Origin of the sequence: Streptomyces beijiangensis (assembly GCF_017315755.1) — a bacterium.
Lineage (GTDB): Bacteria > Actinomycetota > Actinomycetes > Streptomycetales > Streptomycetaceae > Streptomyces > Streptomyces beijiangensis.
In genome coordinates, this window is record NZ_JAFLRJ010000772.1 from 1 (window position 1) to 481 (window position 481).

Genomic DNA, 481 nt, shown 5'->3' on the forward strand with positions numbered 1-481 from the left:
TTGCCTCCTTGGCCAGTTCGAGGACCTGGTCCATGAGGTTGGCGATAGTGCTGGTCATGGTGCTCTCCAAGGGCCCGCCCCGAGTAGGGCGGGCCAGGGTGGTTCAGCGGTGGGCGGAGTGGCGGGGGTGGTATTGACCGCACGTCATGCAGAAGGCGGTGCGGCTGCGGCGGTCATGCCGGAACTGTTCGAGGAGCAGAACCGCGAATCCGGCGGCGACCGCTACGGCGAAGATCACGAGAAGGGCGAGGATGCTCATGCGTTTGCCCCCTTGGTGCGCCGGGCGGGGCAGGAACCTGCGGTGGTGAGGCGGACCAACAGGATTTGGACGCTCACCAAGTCGCTGGTGTGGCGGGCGTTCTTGAGGTCTGCGGCGAGGGCCGCGCGCTCTTCGTCGTTGGAGCAATGCTCAAGACCTGTGGATCGGCCTCGGGTTGAACGCGAAGGGCGTACCTTCCCGAGTGATCGATTGATGGTCATC

1 protein-coding gene is annotated in these 481 nt (G+C 65.1%); it reads right to left on the minus strand.

The window, feature by feature from the left end:
* Positions 1–103: 103 nt before the first annotated feature.
* Complete coding sequence (locus J0695_RS38980; protein ID WP_206969594.1) at positions 104–259, minus strand: hypothetical protein; 156 nt, start codon at positions 257–259, stop codon at positions 104–106.
* Positions 260–481: the final 222 nt, after the last annotated feature.